Below are 18,071 nucleotides of genomic sequence, written 5' to 3'. Positions count from 1 at the left end.
CACCGGCGGATTGGAAACAACCCATCATTTTCCGGCGGCAGGTCAGAGGGCCTGGACCAGGATCGGATCGGTCGTCGGTGCCGGCGAGCCGGATGCCGGTTCCACCGTGATCCCGAAGTGCGTCACGCCCTGCATCGAGCCGGAAACCATCACCATGCCGTCGGCCTTGGCACCGTCGACCATTCCCGCGGAGACGGCTCCCGTGCCGGAGATCAGCCAAAGTTCATACCCCTTGTCGCTGGGCAGCGCGGGCAAACCGGCGGTGGTCACCGCCATCATGCCCTCGGTGGCCGAGTAGGCCAGGGTGACCCTGGCCCCGTTGTCAAGTTCCTGGGTCTTGGACCTGACATCCGCGGCACTCAGGATGCGGGTCAGCTCGGCCTGCTTCGTGTTCAGCGCGGCCAGTTGGTCCTCGAGTTTTTGTTGCTGGGCGTTCTGGTTTGCCACCACTCCGCCCAAGGCGCCTGCGGCAACCAGCAGCACGCCGGCCGCCAGGGCAAACATCCGCCGGCTGCCCCTCGCCGGGGCGGGTGGCGAGATCCGCACGAGTGGATCCGGGCCGGTTTCCGTCGCGGATTCCGGGGCGTGGTCCGTTGCGGCCTGGGCGGCCGCGTCCTGCGCCTGGTGCGTGGCGGCAGCGGGCGGCAGCTGCGGGGTGTTGCGGATGGCGGACATGATGTTCGCCTTGACCCGGGCCGGCGGTGCCACGGGTGCGGCGGAAAGCCCCAGAAGCGCGGCGGTTTCCTGCATTGCCTCCACTTCCTGGCGGACGTCCTGGGAGGCTTCGGCGTCCCGGAGCAGTTCCTCGCGTTCCGCGTCGCCCAGGGCGTTCAGGGCGAAGCTGCCGGTCAGCTCGTTCTTCTGCTTGTCCATCACGCCACTCCCATCAGGTCTCGAAGTTTGTTCATTCCGTCGCGTATTCGTGTTTTCGCGGTTCCCACCGGGATCTTGAGCAGCTCGGCCACCTCAAGGTGGGTGTATCCGCCAAAATATGCCAGGTGGATGGCATCGCGCTGATTCTCGCTGAGCTGCTCCAGGGCACGGACCACGCGGCGGCCTTCATCGTGCGCGATCGCCGTTTCCTCAACGTCATCGTAGCTCGCCTGGAAGTCCTTGATGCCTTCGCGCAGGTCACGGTCCTTGCTGGCTTGGCTGGCCCGAACCCTGTCAACCGCCCGGCGGTGCGCCAGGGTCAGCAGCCAGGTGATCGCCTTGCCGCGGGCCGCGTCATAGCGCGCCGCCTGCTGCCAGGCTTCGACAAACACCTCTTGGGCCACTTCCTCGCTTTGCGCCTGGTCCTTCAGGATCCGGCGAACCAGGCCGAAGACCTGGGGTGCGTGGCGGTCGTAGAGTTCCTCGAAGGCGTTCTCGTTGCCTGTCGCGATCCGGAGCATCAGGTCTTCGGTGGAGGGCACGGCGGTTTGGTCCGTTCCCCCGGGTAGATGTGAGCTCATGCGATAAAGCGTCTCATGCATGCCATTTCCGATCCCTCATCCCTTCTGGTGCGGCGGGAAAGAATTCTTCTTTCCGTCGCGCCGAATCTCCCCGTCGAATCAGGACGACCGCTGGGGGCTGCCGATGGACGCATCCATCGGCAGCCCCCAGGGTCTGTTGCCATGCCCTTGTGCGGGGTGCGGTGGCTACTTCTTGGCCGGGGGCATCAGCACGGTGTCCACCAGGTAGACGGTGGCGTTGGCGGTCTGGACGCCTCCGCAGATCACCGATGCGCCGTTGACCATGAGCTTGTCGCCGCTGCCGGTGACCTTGAGGTCCTGTCCTTCGACGGTGGTGTGACTGCCGGCGATGTCGCTCGGGGCGATCTGGCCCGGAACCACGTGGTAGGTCAGGATGGTGCTCAGGGTGTCCGCGTCGGCGACCACTGCCTTGAGGTCCTTGTCCGGGATGGCGGCAAACGCCTCGTCAACGGGGGCGAAGACGGTGAACTCGCCGCCGTTGAGGGTGTCGACCAGGTCGACCTTCGGGTTGAGCTTGCCGGACACCGCCGCGGTGAGGGTCTTGAGCAGAGGGTTGTTCGAGGCTGCAACGGCCACGGGATCCTTCGCCATGCCGGCAACCGACCCCTCGCCGCTGGGCACGGCCTTCGCGTAGGTGGAGCAGCCGGCACCCACGAGGTTGGCTGCCGGGTCCATGGCCGCTTCGCTGGACATGGACGAGCCGCTCGGGGCAGCCGATGCGCTGGAGGGTGCCGCCGCGGAGGACGGTGCCATCGACTCGCTGGTCCCGGTGCCTGCCGAGCAAGCGGTCAGTCCCACGGTGGCAATCGCGATCAGTCCAAGTGCTGCGGAAAACCTGCTGTTCATGCGCTTCATGTCATGCTCCTTGCTTGGCGTCGGCCTCCTGGGCCTCCGCGCCGTCCCGACCACTGTTGGTTCGGGCTGTCATGGAGCATTCGGTGCCGCGCGGCAAACGGATTGGAATCATGCCAAGAAAGTTTTTCGCCGGCGCAGGGGACGCGATCCCGCTTGTCGGCGGACATGGAAGAAGCGGAGAAGATGTCTGTTCTTCTCCGCTTCCCTTGAAGATATCTCCAATCATCAAGTTGCTCAGTGTTTCTTGATGTGGGTTACCTGCTCGGTGTCTGACTCCGGTGCGTTCTTCGAGCGCTTCTCCGCGCGCCGCGCCTTGATCGACTTGCCTGCAGGCTTTTTGTGTTCGTGTCTATGTGGTGATTTGTCTGGCATCAATTACCTCTCACCCTGGGGCGGGGATCGCTTATGACCGATGCTGGTCTCCCAAAAATCACGATACTCCTGAGCCCGCGCGGAATCCAGCACTTTTTGAAAGTGCCCGGGTTCCGGGGCATCGGCCTTCCGACTCACAGGCGGCTGCCGGGCCCCGCCCTTTACCCGCACCCGCGTCCGGCCATAGGCTCAACACTATGCCGGTGATGCTCAGAACCATCCAAACAGCCGTTCCGCCCACGATCCTGTACCAAGACAAGGCCAGGGATGTCTTTGGCGCCCAACCAGGGCTGACCCGGTTGGGCCAGCGCCTGATCAGCACGTCGTTTGATTCGGCCCAGATCTCCACCCGGCACACCGCCGTCACCGAGTTCACGACCGAGACGGTGGCCGAGAACCCGCTGTTCTTCGACGCGGATTCCGGGCTCCTGCTGAGCCCCAGCACCAAGGAACGCAACGAGGTCTTCGTGGCCACCGCCCCGGGACTCTACATCGAGTCGGCGCAAAGGGCCCTCGATGCCTGCCCCGACCTCGGACCGGGCGATGTCACCCACGTGATCACGGTTTCCTGCACCGGCTTCTACAATCCCGGGCCCGACTACCAACTGGTCAGGGCGCTCGGCCTGCGCCCGTCCACGCAGCGCTACCACCTGGGATTCATGGGCTGCTACGCCGCGTTCCCGGCCCTGCGTGCGGCCAAGAGCTTTTGCGAGGCGGACCCGGACTCCGTGGTGCTGGTGGTCTGCGCCGAGCTGTGCTCGATCCATGTGCGCAGTTCCAACGACCCGGACACCATCATGGGCTCGGCACTCTTTGCGGACGGGGCCGCCGCGGCCATCGTCACGGCCCGTCCGCATGCAGGGACGGGCCTGCGGCTGGACCACTTCGAGACTGTCCTGACCCCGGTGGGCGAGGAGGCCATGGCCTGGAACATCGGCGACGAGGGCTTCGAGATGGTCCTGGGGACCTACGTCCCGCACATCATCGACGACCACATCATCGGCGCCCTGGAACCATTGCTGGCCCTCGACGGGTCGCTGGGCCCCGACTATGCGGACATCGAGCACTGGGGCATCCACCCCGGTGGCCGGGCGATCCTCGACCGCGTGCAAAAGCGCCTCGAACTGAGCGACGAGCAGCTGATGCCGGCCCGCCGGGTGTTGAACGACTACGGGAACATGTCCAGCGCCACGGTGATGTTCGTGCTCAAGGACATCATGGACGAGAACCTCTCCAGGGACTCGGCATCCGGGCAGCGCGTCTGCTCCATGGCCTTCGGCCCCGGGCTCACGGTCGAGACCGCGTTGATGACCCTTGACACCGGGCAGCGGGGCTAAGCCGACCACATGCAAAGGGACATCTCGGCCACCGAGGAAATGGAGCGCCCCGACGCCGATCCCGCCCTGCTCGAACGCACCTACGCCCAGTTCCGGCTGGTGAACCTCGTCGTTTCCGGGTGGCGCGGCGTCTATGTGCGCCTGGTCCGCCCGCAGCTGCCGCGCCGGGGAACCGGCACCATCCTGGACATCGGGTGCGGCGGCGGGGACCTTGCGCTGGCGTTGCTGCGCTGGGCGCGGGCCGACGGCTACGAGGTCAGGGTCCTGGGCATCGATCCCGATGCCCGCGCCCACGATTTTTCCACCCGGGCCGCCGCGTCCGCCGGGCCCGGGGAACCGGGGATCGAATTCCGGCGCACCACAAGCTCGGTGCTGGTGGCCGAGGGCGCTCGCTTCGACGTGGTGGTTTCCAACCACGTCCTGCACCACCTCGATCCCCCGCAGCTGGCCGGTGTCCTGGCCGACAGCCAGCACCTCGCCCGCGGCCTGTCGATCCACAGCGACATCCGGCGCCGACGCAGCGCACTGCTCCTGTTCGGGTTGGCCACGTTGCCGCTGGCCGGTTCCTCCTTCATCCGGCGCGACGGGCTGACCTCCATCCGGCGAAGCTACACGCCGGGTGAACTGGCCCGCGTGCTGCCGCCCGGTTGGCACGCGCACACCCAGGGCCAATACCGGAACCTGGCAATCTGGCGCGCCGAGGCACGGATGGCCCCATGATCGATGTGGCCATCGTCGGCGGCGGGCCCAGCGGGCTGGCCCTGGCGATCCTGCTGCTGGAATCCGGACACCGGGTGAAAGTGCTCGAATCCCGGACCGCCATCGGCGAGCATTCCCGGGCCATCGGCATCCACCCCCCGGGCCTGGCGGTGCTTGACCGGCTGGGCGTCGGTGCCGAGGCGGCGGCACGCGGGATGCGGATCGGGCACGGGGTGGGCATCTCGCGGGGCCGGATCGTGGCCGAATTGTCCTTCGGTTCGATTCGGGCGGAGCACCGCTTTGTGCTCTCGCTGCCGCAAAACGACACCGTCGCGCTGCTGCGGGCACGGCTTCACTCGCTGGACGCCGGGGCGCTGGCCACCGGAACCGCGTTCGCTTCCGTGGATGCGCACCCCGGTCACCTGCTCGCGCACACGCGGGACACCGGCGGGAACCCGGGCACCGTGCGGTGCCGCTTCCTCGTCGGGGCCGACGGCACGCGCTCGGACGTGCGCCGGGGTGCCGGGGCGCCGTTTGCCGGCCACCGGCTGCCGGACACCTACCTGATGGGAGATTTCCCCGAAAGCACGGAATTCGGGTCCATCGCCGCGTTGTTCCTGCACGAGCACGGGATCACCGAGTCCTTTCCGCTGCCCGGGAACAAGCGGCGCTGGGTGTGCTGGATCCGGGAATCGGAGACCGCGTCGCTGCCCGAGCTCATCGTCCGGCGGACCGGGCACACGGTGGATGCCGGGCGGAACTCCATGCTCAGCCGGTTCACGACCGCGAACCTGGCGGTCCGCTCCATGAATCCCGGGGACGTGCTGCTCATCGGGGACGCCGCCCACGAGGTCAGCCCCATCGGCGGGCAGGGCATGACCCTTGGCCTGCTTGATGCCGCCGGGCTGACGGGGATCCTGGATGCCGCATTGGGTGGACGGATATCCGGGGCCGGCCTCCGGGAGGAATTGGATGCCTTTTCCCGGCTCCGGTTGTCCGCGGCCCGCCGCGCGGCGGTGCAGGCACGGGTGAACATGGCGCTGGGCAGGCCGATGTGGCGCCCGGCAACGGGTGTGCGCGATGCCCTGGCCCGGGCGCTGTTTGCCTCGGACAGGTTTTCCGGCGCGGTCGCCTCCACCTTCACGATGACCCGCGGCGAAGGCGGCCGGTAGCCAGCGCTCCCGCACTTCGGTTGAAGGGATGACAGGGAAGGCAACTGTTTCGGCGGTGCGGCCCCGGCCAGGAGACGGCCAAGCGATGCCGACAACTCCCGTGCTCCGGGAAGTGCTTTCTATCCACACGACGGAATATTTTGGGTAGCTTTGGGAGATGGGGGTTTCCGGATGCGGAAATGCCCGAGCGCCGAACCGAGGAGGAGACCATGCAGACACCACGCCCCATGCCTCCTGCCATGCGGTTCATCCCTGCTGTCCAAGCGGTCACCGAACGCTCCGGGGTCACCGTCGAGGTGGTGCCCCACAACCAGAACCTCTTCTGGGCCGTCGTGCGGACCCGGGCCGTCGAGGTGGTTGGCCAAAGGAACGGGGTGCTTCCCGTCCACGAATCCGGGCAAAATCTCGGCGTGCTCATGGCGCATATCGACAAGGCCATTCGTGCGGTCCGTTGCAACGCGGCGGAGTCCGTCTTTTGCGACAATGTGCTGCTCGAGGGGCACCTGCGGTTGCCCGAGGCGCTGGCACGGATGGGTTTCGAGGTCTCCGAGCAATTCCGTCCGCTGGTTGGAGCCCGCGCCGCCACCGCACTGCTGCGTGAAAGCATCGACGACTACCATTCCGTACTGACGATCACCACCGACGCCTCGCGCAGTTGGCACAGCCCGTTGATGGGCCATGGCTGGATCCTTGACTACGGCAGGGGCTCTTCGCCAACGATCAATGCCTATGCGGCCACCGGCAAGGAAATACTGCAAGGCGAATTGAACTCGATCCACTACGCCCTGCTGGATGCTAGCAGGTACCGCGAGGATCTGTTCACCGGACGGGTTCGGTTCCACATCCGATCCGATTCCCTCATGGCCATCGACCTGCTCAACAATCCGGCCAGCCACGCACGCAGCAGGTCGCAGGCGGCCCGGTCCATCGTCCACAAGATCCACGAGCTGCTGTCCCGGTCCGAGGTGCGGTACAGCTGGGTCAAGGCACACTCGGGCGATCCCATGAACGAGCTGGCCGACAGGTTGGCGCTGGTGGCCAGGCGTTGCCATGCGGCGGACATCACCACCGGCGAACGCCAGCGCTTGATGCTGCAAATCGCCGCGGAGGGCGTGGACCTGGGCAAGGTGCTCCCCTTGCGCACCGGCCGCCACTTCCAAGTCCAATAGCCCGCGTTCGATCCGTGGTCCCCGGCTGCTTCGGATTGGCGGGTGCGGGGCGCTTGCGATGGTGCCCACGCCATCCATTTTGATACCCCTGGGGGTATATGAGATAGTTGGTTTGGGCGTCATCCAATCGGTCTTCGCCTTGGACTTCCCCCTGGAGAACGAATATGTGTCGAGCAGTCACCTGCCGCAAATGCTCAAAGAGCACCTGGGCCGGCTGTGGACAACACGTCCAGCAGGTCATGAAGCACGTGCCGCGCACCGAACGATGCAGCTGCGACCCGAATGTGCCCAAGGAAAAGAAGGGCGGTTGGCTCGGGCGGCTTTTCCCGGCCAGGTAGTCCCGGGCCAACCGCGAGATGAAGCGAAATTGCCGCCCCTGCAAATGCATGGGCGGCAATTTCACGTTCGTACCGGAACAGAACGGCGATTGGGTGCGGGGGCTAACGCCAACGCAACCGGGTGTCGGAGCTGCTGGTCTTGCACGTGTACCTCTTGCCGTTCGTCTTGCCGATGCCCCTGGCACCCTTGTCGGCCTTCGCGCAGTAGGCGCCGGGCGACACCTGTTTGGGCGCGGCCACGCTGGTTGGCTGCTTCTTGGTCGGTGCCGCGGTGTTCTTCGGTGCGGCGGGCGGAGCCTTGGCCGCAACCACCTTGATTGGTGCCACCTTTGCGGCTTTTTGCTTCGGGCAGGAGTTGAGAACGCGCTTCATGGAGGCCTTCTCGGCAGCGGTCACCGAAAGGGCATACTTTTTCTTCACGCTGACCTGGGTGGCCACGTACTGGCAGCGGAAAGGCTTGTGGGTCGGCAACCATTCGGCGGCATTGGCATCGCCCTTGGACCTGTTTGCGGAGGCCTGCGAAGCCATCAGGTTCAACGGGTCGTTGGCGACCGCCAGCCGCTGGTCCTGGGAAAGCTTCTGGCCCCCGGAGATCCAGACGTTCTTCAGCGCAACCACGTGGTCGATGTCAACGGATCCGCTGTTCACCTTCCACTTGATCGAGGTTCCGGTGTAGGAGTCGGCCAGGACGCCCGAGGCCAGCTGGCATTTTCTGGCGTCCTTGTACTTCACCTTCGACATGTCCCGCTTGAGGGTGTCTTGACGCTCGTCGCACTTGTTTCGGTTGAAGTCTTTCCAGCCGTTCCCGAACTTCTTGTTCCGGTCATACCCGGTAGTCGGCGCCTTGCCCTTGATCGGCAAGGTATTCAGGACGGTCACCGCGGCAGGGCCATCAAGCCTGGCGCCTGGGAGGACCTTTGCGACCCCCGCGGGCGCCTTGGCCTTGGCCTTCGCGGCGGGAACGCTGATGGATGCCGAGGTACCGCTCGCGGCGGCCGGAACACGGGCCTCCGGCGGTGCAGCTCCGTCCATGACGGCGGGGTCCACGACCAGGGATCCGGTCAGGATCAACACGGTGAGAATAAAGGAAATCAGGTGTTTCAAATCGCTCTTTCAACATGACTCAACGAGGCACAACGCCAAAGGTACATGTAAACACCCGTGGCCCACGGTTTGACTGCGGGCCACGGCGTCATTCAATTGCCGGAACGGCTTTAGCGCTTGGAGACGCGGTATCCGGCCTTGCGTGCGTCGGAGGTGTTCTTGAAGCACTGCTCCGGGGTCGTGCGGCCATAGAACTGGCCGCCTTCAACGTGGTACTTCCATTCCTTGTTGCTGCCGGTCTTGTTGCCCTTGACCGGGAACCCTGCCGGGCAGCTCTTGCCCTTGGGTGCGGCCCACGACTTCTTCGCCGCGGCCTTCTTGACGGTCAGGGTTTGCGTCTTGGAGATGGTCCCCTTCTTCTTGCCGACCTTGTAGTTGACCTTTGTCGTCACCTTGTAGGTGCCGGTCTTCAGCTTGACCGAAGCCTTGTTCTTGGCAACGGTCTTCTTCCCCTGCTTGACGGTCAGCACCTTGGAGGTGATTTTCACGCCCTTGGCCGCCTTGGCCAACGGCTTGATGGTGGCCTTCGCGGATCCCTTGACGGTCTTGGTGGGAATCTTCCCGATCGCAACGGCCGGCGCCTTCTTGGCAGCAACGACGCTGACCCCCTGCACGGGCGCCACGGGTGCGGCCGTTGACACGGCGGCCCCGGAAAACGCGATCGACACCGCCGCGGCAAGGGCAGTGAGCGTGCGAGTGAAAGTCTTCATGAATCCCCCCATGTTTTCGGGCGCGTTTTCTCTGCGGCCCATGATCTCGATGCAAACTTCAATCAAACCATGGCAACGCCCGGAATAGGCGCTCGACATGAGGCAGACCGGCGACAGCCCCGAACAGACATCGCAAGCGTCCTGACCCGCCGCGACCAGGCATCCGTCCACCGCTTGCCCCGGGGATCCAACTCAGGCTCATTTCATTTTCTTGACGCACGTTGAGATACTGATACGCTGTTCCCATGGCCTGCCCACACGCACAGACACCCGAGGGTGCACGCGAAATCGAAGACACCGTCCGCACCGACTTCCACAACGCCATGTCCTATGGAAGCTACTTGGACCTCGAGCGCCTGCTCTCGGCCCAGCACCCGGTCAGCGTTCCCGAGCACCACGACGAAATGCTGTTCATCATCCAGCACCAGACGAGCGAACTCTGGCTCAAGCTGATGCTGCATGAGCTCATGGAGTCGCGCCGGCTGATGGACAACGACGAAATCGGCAAGTCCCTTAAATGCCTGGCCCGCGTCAAGCACATCCAAAAGACCCTCACCGAGCAGTGGGCGGTGCTGGCCACACTGACCCCGCGCGAGTATGCACAGTTCCGCGGCTTCCTCGGATCGTCCTCCGGCTTCCAGTCCTTCCAGTACCGGGCCGTCGAGTTCATCCTGGGCAACAAGCACGAGGGCATGCTCAAGGTCTTCGAATCCGATCCGGAGGCGCACCAGCTGCTCACCCAGGTCCTGCACGAACCGACCGTCTACGACGCCTTCCTGCATGCACTGGCCCGCTCCGGATATGCGATTCCCGAGGAAATCCTGGGCCGCGACGTCACCAAGCCATGGGTGTTCCACGAGGCCCTGGTGCCCATCTACAAGGACATCTACGAATCCGACGACACCACGTGGAGCCTCTACCAGGCCTGCGAGGACCTCGTCGACCTGGAGGACAACTTCCAGGCCTGGCGCTTCCGCCACATGCGCGTCGTGCAGCGCACCATCGGCTTCAAGAAGGGCACGGGCGGATCCTCCGGCGTCGATTTCCTCAAGCGCGCCCTGGATCTCACGTTCTTCCCGGAGCTGTACGCCGTGCGCACCGAGATCGGCAAGTAGCCCAGACACGTGCTTTCCGAACTCGATGACCTCGATGCCCGCCCGGGCAGCACCACTTCCCTGGTGCGCACCATCGTGGGTCTGTACCTGCGCGAATTGGGCGGCTGGATCTCCTCGGCGCACCTGATCGCGCTGATGGACGCCCTGGGCACCAAGGCGCAGGTGACCCGGACGGCGATCTCACGCCTGAAGAAGAAGGGGATACTGGAGCAACGGGAACGCGACGGGGTTTCGGGGCTCGAGCTCACGGCCACCGGCGAACGCATCCTGGCCCGCGGGGATCGGCGCATCTTCGAGCCGCGTTCCATGGGCGCGGACGACTCGTGGTGCCTGGCCTCCTACTCCATTCCGGAGTCCGAACGCGAACGCCGCCACCAACTGCGCAAGTACCTGCAGGGTATCGGTGGCGGGTTGGTGGCCCCGGGGCTGTGGATCTTCCCGGACTACCTGCGCGCCGAGGTGTGGGAGATCCTGCGCGTGCTCGGCCTGGAGGACCACGCGACCATCATTGTCTCCAACACCCTGGAGTTCACCGGCACGCCGCGGGCCCTGGCCGCAGCATGGTGGGACCTGGATGCGTTGGCCGCTCTGCACCAGATGTTCCTCGAACAGAACGGGGCGATGGCCGAGACCGGTTTCCCGAGCGCCGGCGACAGCTTCGCGGCCTACGTTCGCGCCATCGACTCCTGGCGTACCATCCCCTATCTGGACCCCGGCTTGCCCGAGGACTACCTGCCCGGCAATTGGCCCGGACACCGAAGCGCAGAGCTGTTCCTTGGAATCCAGGGGCGCCATGCCGCCGCTGCACGCGAGTTCATGCGCTCTGTCGCATAAATGGAGCCGCGCCTGGTCGCGGGTGCTGCCCGGGAGATTCCCCATGGCAACACCCGCACAGGCTGGGTCTTGAATTGTGCCGGATCGGGAAATTTCCCAGATTTCCCTGGTCCACCCCTTGACTACGGAAGGGCATCGGAGCAATCTTGTAATCAACCGAAAGGTTGATAAAGAAATGAGTTGAATACGCGATGTTTGACGAGCAAGACCTCAACAGGGCGTTCCTCGCCCTCGCTGACCCGACACGGAGGCAAATCATCGTCCGGCTCTCGGCCGGACCGGCCACCGTCAACGAACTCGCCGAACCGTTCAAGATGTCCATCCAAGGCATCTCGAAGCACATTCAGGTCCTGGAACAGGCGCACTTGGTGACCCGCACACGCGAGGCGCAACGCCGCCCGGTCCACTTGAATCCTGCACTTCTCACGGAACTGACCGGCTGGATCGACAAGTACAGGATACTTGCCGAGGCAAAATACGACCGCTTGGATGCCGTGCTCCAAAAGCATTCCGCACGCCGCGGATAATTCCAGGAAAGTCTCATCATGAGCAACCCATTGAACCTCACCGTCCCCGAAGGCGCGCCCTTCATTGATTTCACCCGGGAGTTCGATTTCCCCGTTGACGCCGTGTTCGAGGCGCATCGCGATCCGGCCCTCGTCGCCCAATGGCTTGGGCCGAACAACATGAAGATGGAAGTCGAGCACTACGACTTCCGCACCGGAGGCTCCTATAAGTACGCCCATTCCGATGAATCAGGAACCTACGGCTTCAGCGGGGTGTTCCACACCGTGCGCGAGAACGAGTTCGCCATCCAGACCTTCGAGTTCGACGGATACCCCGACGTCGTTGCCATGGATTACATGCGCTTCGAAGCATTGGAGGGCAACCGCTGCCGGCTGGTGGGCCACTCCGTCTACCCGACCCAAGAGGCTCGGGACGGCATGGCCGCCTCGGGAATGGAAGAGGGCATGTCGCAGGGCTACCAACGGCTGGAGGCCCTGCTCTCCGCCCGCTGACCACCACGTGTCCCGGGGTGGCCGCCCTGCCGCGGCATCCCCGGGACGCCACCAAACAAGACCCTGCCAAACCCAAAGTGGACAGTGAAGGGGAATCCGTCGGCCGGAGCGATACCGGCGGCAACATCCGGTGCAGAAGGAAGCTGCCCCAAGCTGCGCTCCGGGTCAGCATACGCGCTTGGTCCTGGTCCGAAATCCGCCACAACGCCTGCGGCAACCTATTCCGGCAGAACGATTTAACATTTCAGTATCTGTCAATTTACCCATGTCAATGTCTAAATTGTTACCTTTGCATGCGGACGCCCGGGAATGCCTTTCCAGCTGCTGCCCCGGCCCCGGATCCCGGGCAATATGCCAACATATAAGTATTTGAAACTCTTGTTTTTGGCTGGGTTCCCGGCCTTGAATTAGGGCACAAGATTTGACTAATTGGCCCGCTACTGCTGTTATGGAGAGAGAACCAGTCCACCCACATCGGGCCGAACGCTGGTTCATTCGGAACCGCAATGACCGCTATCTGCCGGTCCTTTTCTGTTATTGCGGTGCCTCTCCCCCCTGCGGGGATCGAGGCCCGGGAGCATTTGACCTTGCGGCGCACGAAGCGCCGGGCCTCGTATTCGGAGGAGAGCTTTGCCTCTATTAAGGGTCGAACTTCCATTGTCGCCTTTCATTGGCGCGGTCCCGAATTGCCCTTTGCCACGGGTAATTGAATCGGCCCTGGAATGAGGAGAAAAGCATGAGCTTGCGAGTCGGAATCATTGGTGCAGGACCCAGCGGAATGGCACAGCTGCGGGCATTTGAGGCCGCGCGCGCCAAGGGTGCGGACATGCCCGAAATCGTTTGCTTCGAAAAGCAGTCCGACTGGGGCGGCCAGTGGAACTACAGCTGGCACACCGGCATCGACGGCTCGGGGGAATCGGCCCACTCGTCGATGTACCGGCACCTGTGGTCCAACGGCCCCAAGGAATGCCTGGAGTTCTCCGACTACACCTTCGATGAGCACTTCGGCCGGCCGATTTCCTCGTTCCCGCCGCGCGAGGTCCTCTTCGACTACATTGCAGGCCGCGTCGAAAAGTCCGACGTGCGCAAGTACATCCAGTTCAACACCGCCGTTCGCTGGGTCAACTACGACGAGGCAACCGAGGAGTTCACGCTCTTCAGCCAAGACGTGAAGACCGGGGAATCCAAGACCCATGTCTTCGACAAGCTGGTCGTCTCCACCGGGCACTTCTCCACCCCCAACATCCCGGAGTTCGACCGGATCAACACCTTCCCCGGCGAGGTGCTGCACGCCCACGACTTCCGCGGGGCCGAGCGCTTCGGCGGCAAGCGACTGCTGATGATCGGGTCCTCTTACTCCGCGGAGGACATCGGCATGCAGGCGCACAAGATGGGCGCCGCCTCGATCACCCTGAGCTACCGCAGCGGACCCATGGGATTCGACTGGCCTTCAACCACCGTCGAGCGTCCGCTGGTCACCCGCTTCGAGGGCACCACTGCGCACTTCGCAGACGGTACCAGCGGCGAGTTCGATGCTGTCATCATGTGCACCGGCTACCTGCACAAGTACCCGTTCCTGCCCTCGGACCTGGCGGTGAACTCCCCCAACGTCCTGTACCCGGGAAACCTCTACAAGGGCGTGGTGTGGCAGCAGAACACCAACCTGTTCTACCTGGGCGCACAGGACCAGTACTACACCTTCAACATGTTCGATGCGCAGGCATGGTTTGCCCGCGACGTCATGACCGGCAAGATCGCCATGCCCTCGGCCGAGGAACGCGCCGCTGACATCGAGTCCTGGCTCGATATGCAGGCCGCCCTGGCCGACCACGACGCCGAGGCCGATTTCCAGACCGACTACGTCCGCGAATTGATCAACGCGACCGATTACCCGGAATTCGACCTTGATGCCGTCAGCACCCTGTTCAAGGACTGGATGCGCCACAAGTCCGAGGACATCCTGGGCTACCGCGACAAGGCCCACCGTTCGGTGATCACCGGAACCATGGCCGAGATCCACCACACGCGCTGGATCAACGCCATGGACGACTCGCTGGAGCGTTTCCTCAACGGCCCGTCGCAGAACATGGACACCAATGCCATGGCGACCGTGGATGCCAACGCCATCCTGGCCAGGGGCAAGTAGGCAACCGGCGCCATCTCCGGGCAGCCTCGCGAAGGTCCCGTTGCCCCCCGCAAGGTGGGGCAACGGGACCTTTGTCGTTGAGCCGAAACCGCCTTCGCTTGCTTTCAGGGACACCCGGGCGTTCAATACATAGAAGATCTATGTATAGGAGGAAGTGTGCGCATCGACAAGGACCTGGTCGCCGCATCGGCGACCCCGCTCGTGCTGGGGATCCTCTCAGAGGGCGAGCTGCACGGCTATGCCATCATCAAGAAGGTCGGCGAGCTTTCCGGCGGAGACATGCAATGGACCGACGGGATGCTCTACCCCTTGCTGCACCGCCTCGAGCGGCTCGGCCACCTCGAGGCGAGGTGGGGCCACTCCCCCGAGACCGGGCGCCGGCGCAAGCACTACGCCATCACTCTGTCCGGACGCGAGGCCCTGGCCGAGCGGCGGGAACAGTGGAGCGTGGTGGCCAAGGCGCTGCGGCAGGTGTGGCACAACGCGCAGCTCCCGCCGGCAATGGAAACGGGGTGGGCGTGATGGAACCCCAAGAGGGGCTCGAAGCCCAGATCGATTACTGGCGCGGCTACGTCGCCCGGCGCCGGGCCATCTCGCCCGCGGACCTCGACGAGCTCGAGGACCATCTGCGCGAGCAAATCGCCGAACGGCGGGCCGGCGGGCTGGACGAGGACGAGTCCTTCCTGGTGGCCATCAAGCGCATGGGCAACCTGGACGCGGTTTCACGCGAGTTCGCCCGGGAACACTCCGAAAGGCTGTGGAAGCAGCTTGTGCTGCTCCCCGAGCACCCCGCGGCCGCAGGCGTTCCGCCATGGCGCGAGCTTGCCGTCGTGCTGTCACTGGCAGTGGGTGCGGGTCTGGCGCTGAAGGCCGGGCTTTCCTGGCTGGGTGGGGATGAGGTGCTGTTGCGCAACGCGGGCCTGCTGGTCTTCCCGTTCCTGGCCGCCTACTTCGCGTGGAAGCGGCAGCTCTCCGGCCGGCTTCTGCTCGCGCTGGTTGTTCCCTTCGCCGCGCTGGCCGTGGTGCTGAACGCCTACCCGTTCGCCCCGGAGGGTTCCACCGGGATGTTGGCGGCATTGCATGCCCCGGTGCTCCTGTGGCTGTTGGCCGGGGTCGCGTACGTCGGCGGGCGCTGGCGAAGCGACGGGCGGCGCATGGACTTCGTGAGGTTCACCGGCGAGTTGGCCATCTACTTCACGCTGCTGGGCCTGGGCGGAGGTGTGCTCATCGGGCTCACCGCCGCGGTGCTGCAACTGGTGGGCCTGGACCTGGAACCGGCCATGGAGGCCTGGATCCTGCCCTTCGCCGTGCCCGGCGCGCTGGTGGTCGCCGCTTGGCTGGTGGAGGCCAAACAGGATGTCATCGAGAACATCGCCCCGGTGCTCACGCGCATCTTCACGCCGCTGACCATCGCCATGCTGCTGGCCATGCTGGTCGTGCTCACCACCGCGGGCGGGCTCATCGATGTGGACCGAGGCCTGCTGATCCTCATGAATGCGGTGCTGGTGCTGGTACTGTGCCTGCTGCTCTACGCACTGTCGGCGCGCGAGCCGCTGGCTCCGGCGGGCATCTTCGATGTCCTGCAGCTGGTCCTGCTGGTGGCGGCGCTGGCCGTGGACGCGGTGATGCTCACCGCCATGCTGGCGAGGATCGCCGAGTTCGGATCCAGCCCCAACAAGATCGCCGCGCTGGGGCTGAACCTGCTGCTGCTTGTCCACCTGCTGTGGGCGGCCCGGCTTTCGGCCGGGTTCCTGCGCGGCCGGTGCCGGTTCGCGGTGCTTGAACACTGGCAGACCAGGTACCTGCCCGTCTATGGCCTGTGGGCGGCCCTGGTGGTGTTCGTTTTCCCGCCGGTCTTCGCGTTCGCCTGAGCCGCTCCCGCGGCCCCGGCGTCGGGGAGCGGACACGCAAAAGGACTGCTCCCTAGCCACTTGGGGGTTTGGCTAGGGAACAGCCCTCCTGGCCGTTCGTCCGCTCGTACGAGGGACCGGTTTACTTGGTTGGCAAGTCCAGCGACTGGCCAACAAGAATGAGGTCGGCGCTGGGAACGACGTCCTGGTTCAGCGAGTACAGGCCCTGCCAGCTGCTCAGGCCCTGGGCCTGGGCGATCTTGAACAGGGTGTCCCCGGTCTTGACGGTGTAGTTCTTGCCCGAGTCCTTGACGTTGACGCTGATGACCGGGGCCTTGGCCACCGGGGCTGCGGCGCGCTTGCCGGAAGAGGCGTAGCTCTTGGCCGGAACCGACTTGGTCTTGTAGGTCTTGGCCGAGGTCGACTTGTAGGTCGAAGCCTTGGCGGACTTCTTCACGGTGTCCTGCTTCGGGGTGGACTTGTAGGTCTTGGCGACAGACCCCTTGCCCCCGGAGAGCCCCAGCTTGGCGGAGCATGCGGGCCATGCACCCCAGCCCTGGCCTGCCTTGACGTTCTCGGCAACACGGATCTGCTCGGCCTTGGAGGCGTTGGCGGCGCTGCCACTGCCGCCAAATGCCTTCCAGGTGGAGTCGGTGAACTGCAGTCCGCCCTTGAAGCCATTGCCGGTGTTGATGGACCAGTTGCCGCCGGACTCGCACTGGGCCAGTGCGTCCCAGGTGCCGGTGCTTGCTGCCGAGGCCGGTGCCACCGACATTGCCATGGCTCCCCCGGCCAAGGCGATTGCGGCGATGGTTGCTGCGCCACGGCGAATGTTTTTGGTTTTGGTGTTCTGCTGGATCATGTTTCTCCAGTGCCATCCTCCGCTTAAGTCGTCCAGGACCATCATGGCGGCGTTGTCCGGCGTCGCAATCGACGTTCGAGTGGCTACCGCCGTCATGGACAACGAGGGATACTCGGCGGTAGTTGTGACGCGTTCCGTAACCTGCTGTTATAGAAACGTTACTCAAAGACCGTACGACACCACCCCGGGGCCGAGTCAAGCCGGGAGCCCCATCGACATGCATAACACCTAGTCAAAACATGGAAAAAAGTTAATCACACGCCAAAAAGCGCCCCGGGAGCCGCGCTGGCCTCCGAGGCGCTGTTACCAAAACGATATTATTAGCGGCTGACTAGTGCAGACCCGAGAACGCTGGGAAGGTTCTTGGCGCCCTCCAACACCCAGCTGTGCGGATACTGCTCGAGTTCCTCGCGGCCCAGCGCCCCGGTGAGCACGCCCAGGCCCTGCACGCCTGCATGGTGTGCCGCCAGGAGGTCGACCACGGTGTCCCCGCCGGCCACGACCGCACGTACATCATGCACCCCGGTGGCCTCCATGACCCGGTGGATCATGTACGGCGCCGGCCGGCCGGCGGCCACCTCGTCGCTGGTGACCACGGCATCGAGCAGCTGGCCTTCGCCGATCCCCCAGCCCAGCGTCTCCAGGATCGGTGCGGCAACATCGCGCGAAAAACCGGTGGTCAGGCCTACCTTGATTCCGCGGGCCTTGAGTGCGCGCAGCGCGTCCTCGACGCCCGGCAGGGCCACCGGCGGGCTCGCCGCGTAACGCTCGGCCAGCAGGGCCCGGAAGTGGTCGAACTGCGCGGCAACGACGTCGGCGTCCGCCTTCACTCCGCCGAGTTCCATCAGTGCGGCAATGGCCTCGGTCTTGTCCGCCCCCATCCAGGTCTGCAGATCGGCCGCATCCACGGTGGCCCCCGTGGCCGTGACCGCGTCCTCTAGGGCGCGGTAGACGATCCCGTGCTCGTTCACGGTGGTGCCGGCCATGTCCAAAACGACAAGTTCAATCATGGTT

The 18,071-nt window shown here is 64.7% G+C and carries 18 protein-coding genes; 11 read left to right on the top strand and 7 right to left on the bottom strand.

Annotated features, from left to right (window positions below):
* Nucleotides 1-42: 42 nt before the first annotated feature.
* The 3 genes from J2T21_RS01465 to J2T21_RS01455 form a co-directional block, all read right to left on the bottom strand.
* The gene (locus J2T21_RS01465; protein ID WP_307577717.1) at nucleotides 43-873 is read right to left on the bottom strand and encodes an anti-sigma factor; all 831 of its coding nucleotides are present in this window, start codon (nucleotides 871-873) and stop codon (nucleotides 43-45) included.
* Complete coding sequence (gene sigK / locus J2T21_RS01460) at nucleotides 873-1,454, bottom strand: ECF RNA polymerase sigma factor SigK (RefSeq protein WP_307577715.1); 582 nt, start codon at nucleotides 1,452-1,454, stop codon at nucleotides 873-875. Before sigK ends, J2T21_RS01465 begins: the two co-directional genes overlap by 1 nt.
* 186 nt (nucleotides 1,455-1,640) lie before the next feature.
* Complete coding sequence (locus J2T21_RS01455) at nucleotides 1,641-2,330, bottom strand: fasciclin domain-containing protein (protein ID WP_307577713.1); 690 nt, start codon at nucleotides 2,328-2,330, stop codon at nucleotides 1,641-1,643.
* 569 nt (nucleotides 2,331-2,899) lie between these two features.
* Between J2T21_RS01455 and J2T21_RS01450 the strand changes: the two genes are divergently transcribed.
* The 4 genes from J2T21_RS01450 (at nucleotide 2,900) to J2T21_RS01435 (ending at nucleotide 7,079) form a co-directional block, all read left to right on the top strand.
* Nucleotides 2,900-4,039: a type III polyketide synthase gene (locus J2T21_RS01450; protein ID WP_307577711.1), complete on the top strand. Its 1,140-nt coding sequence runs from the start codon at nucleotides 2,900-2,902 to the stop codon at nucleotides 4,037-4,039.
* Nucleotides 4,040-4,048: 9 nt separating this feature from the next.
* Entirely contained in the window at nucleotides 4,049-4,759 is a 711-nt protein-coding gene (locus tag J2T21_RS01445) for a methyltransferase domain-containing protein (RefSeq protein WP_307577710.1), read from the top strand.
* A complete protein-coding gene (locus J2T21_RS01440) occupies nucleotides 4,756-5,910 on the top strand; it encodes an FAD-dependent oxidoreductase (protein WP_307577708.1) in 1,155 nt (384 codons plus the stop codon). The genes J2T21_RS01445 and J2T21_RS01440 overlap by 4 nt, the downstream gene beginning before the upstream one ends.
* Nucleotides 5,911-6,119: 209 nt before the next feature.
* A complete protein-coding gene (locus J2T21_RS01435) occupies nucleotides 6,120-7,079 on the top strand; it encodes an RNase H family protein (protein WP_307577706.1) in 960 nt (319 codons plus the stop codon).
* 440 nt (nucleotides 7,080-7,519) lie between these two features.
* On the opposite strand, the gene J2T21_RS01430 is transcribed toward J2T21_RS01435, so the two are convergent.
* Both J2T21_RS01430 and J2T21_RS01425 read right to left on the bottom strand, forming a co-directional pair.
* Nucleotides 7,520-8,521 (bottom strand): HNH endonuclease family protein, encoded by a 1,002-nt coding sequence (locus tag J2T21_RS01430; RefSeq protein ID WP_307577704.1) that lies wholly within the window; start codon nucleotides 8,519-8,521, stop codon nucleotides 7,520-7,522.
* 110 nt (nucleotides 8,522-8,631) lie between these two features.
* The gene (locus J2T21_RS01425) at nucleotides 8,632-9,231 is read right to left on the bottom strand and encodes a sunset domain-containing protein (RefSeq protein WP_307577702.1); all 600 of its coding nucleotides are present in this window, start codon (nucleotides 9,229-9,231) and stop codon (nucleotides 8,632-8,634) included.
* A 245-nt stretch (nucleotides 9,232-9,476) separates the two neighbouring features.
* Between J2T21_RS01425 and kynA the strand changes: the two genes are divergently transcribed.
* The 7 genes from kynA (at nucleotide 9,477) to J2T21_RS01390 (ending at nucleotide 16,216) form a co-directional block, all read left to right on the top strand.
* The gene (kynA, locus tag J2T21_RS01420; RefSeq protein ID WP_307577700.1) at nucleotides 9,477-10,346 is read left to right on the top strand and encodes a tryptophan 2,3-dioxygenase; all 870 of its coding nucleotides are present in this window, start codon (nucleotides 9,477-9,479) and stop codon (nucleotides 10,344-10,346) included.
* 9 nt (nucleotides 10,347-10,355) lie between these two features.
* Entirely contained in the window at nucleotides 10,356-11,180 is an 825-nt protein-coding gene (locus tag J2T21_RS01415) for a PaaX family transcriptional regulator (protein ID WP_307577698.1), read from the top strand.
* A gap of 191 nt (nucleotides 11,181-11,371) precedes the next feature.
* Nucleotides 11,372-11,707 carry an ArsR/SmtB family transcription factor gene (locus tag J2T21_RS01410; protein WP_113763346.1) on the top strand — a complete coding sequence of 112 codons (336 nt, stop codon included), beginning with the start codon at nucleotides 11,372-11,374 and terminating at the stop codon, nucleotides 11,705-11,707.
* Between the two features lie 18 nt (nucleotides 11,708-11,725).
* Complete coding sequence (locus tag J2T21_RS01405) at nucleotides 11,726-12,199, top strand: SRPBCC family protein (RefSeq protein WP_307577695.1); 474 nt, start codon at nucleotides 11,726-11,728, stop codon at nucleotides 12,197-12,199.
* Nucleotides 12,200-12,935: 736 nt separating this feature from the next.
* Nucleotides 12,936-14,345 (top strand): SidA/IucD/PvdA family monooxygenase, encoded by a 1,410-nt coding sequence (locus J2T21_RS01400; RefSeq protein ID WP_307577693.1) that lies wholly within the window; start codon nucleotides 12,936-12,938, stop codon nucleotides 14,343-14,345.
* Nucleotides 14,346-14,501: 156 nt separating this feature from the next.
* Nucleotides 14,502-14,867 carry a PadR family transcriptional regulator gene (locus J2T21_RS01395; RefSeq protein ID WP_307577691.1) on the top strand — a complete coding sequence of 122 codons (366 nt, stop codon included), beginning with the start codon at nucleotides 14,502-14,504 and terminating at the stop codon, nucleotides 14,865-14,867.
* Nucleotides 14,867-16,216 carry a permease prefix domain 1-containing protein gene (locus tag J2T21_RS01390; protein WP_307578317.1) on the top strand — a complete coding sequence of 450 codons (1,350 nt, stop codon included), beginning with the start codon at nucleotides 14,867-14,869 and terminating at the stop codon, nucleotides 16,214-16,216. The genes J2T21_RS01395 and J2T21_RS01390 overlap by 1 nt, the downstream gene beginning before the upstream one ends.
* Before the next feature lie 121 nt (nucleotides 16,217-16,337).
* Here J2T21_RS01390 and J2T21_RS01385 read toward each other — a convergent pair whose 3' ends face one another.
* Together J2T21_RS01385 and J2T21_RS01380 are read right to left on the bottom strand one after the other, a co-directional pair.
* Entirely contained in the window at nucleotides 16,338-17,057 is a 720-nt protein-coding gene (locus tag J2T21_RS01385) for a transglycosylase family protein (RefSeq protein ID WP_307577689.1), read from the bottom strand.
* A gap of 320 nt (nucleotides 17,058-17,377) precedes the next feature.
* On the bottom strand, nucleotides 17,378-18,067 hold the full coding sequence (locus J2T21_RS01380; RefSeq protein WP_307577687.1) for a phosphonatase-like hydrolase: 690 nt from the start codon (nucleotides 18,065-18,067) through the stop codon (nucleotides 17,378-17,380).
* Nucleotides 18,068-18,071 lie beyond the last annotated feature (4 nt).

This window comes from Paeniglutamicibacter psychrophenolicus (genome assembly GCF_030812255.1).
Taxonomy (GTDB): Bacteria; Actinomycetota; Actinomycetes; order Actinomycetales; family Micrococcaceae; genus Paeniglutamicibacter; species Paeniglutamicibacter psychrophenolicus_A.
The sequence above is the reverse complement of the archived record's forward strand: the minus strand, read 5'-3'. Positions and strand labels throughout refer to the sequence as shown.